The 390-nt window shown below is 69.0% G+C and carries 1 pseudogene; it reads left to right on the forward strand.

Annotation, left to right across the window (positions count from 1 at the left end):
- A pseudogene (locus tag IE95_RS20745) lies at window positions 1-390 on the forward strand (PKD domain-containing protein); the annotation flags it as partial.

A 390-nucleotide genomic window follows, 5' to 3' on the forward strand; every position in this document is an offset into this window, starting at 1 on the left:
GTTCCAGCGGCTGACGATCGCGCCGTCGCCGGTCACGATCCAGCCGCCGGACGGGTGGACGCTGGTCAACGTCGACACGATCACCTACACCAGCCCCGCACCCCAGACGTTCTCGACCACGCTGCTGGGTATCCCTGTCACGATCGAGGCCACCCCGGACGCCTTCACCTGGGACTACGACGACGGATCGACCCCTGTGACGACCACGGACCCGGGCCGGGCCTACCCCCATCACACCGTCGCGCACGTCTACGAGGAAGAGGCGGTCGCGACCATCACGTTGGCCACGACCTGGCACGGGCGCTTCCAGATCACCGGCACCGCCACCTGGACCCCCATCACCGGCACCGCCACGACCACCACCACCGCCCCACCCCTGACCATCCACGA

Source organism: Oerskovia turbata (assembly GCF_000718325.1).
In the GTDB taxonomy this organism is placed as follows: domain Bacteria; phylum Actinomycetota; class Actinomycetes; order Actinomycetales; family Cellulomonadaceae; genus Oerskovia; species Oerskovia turbata.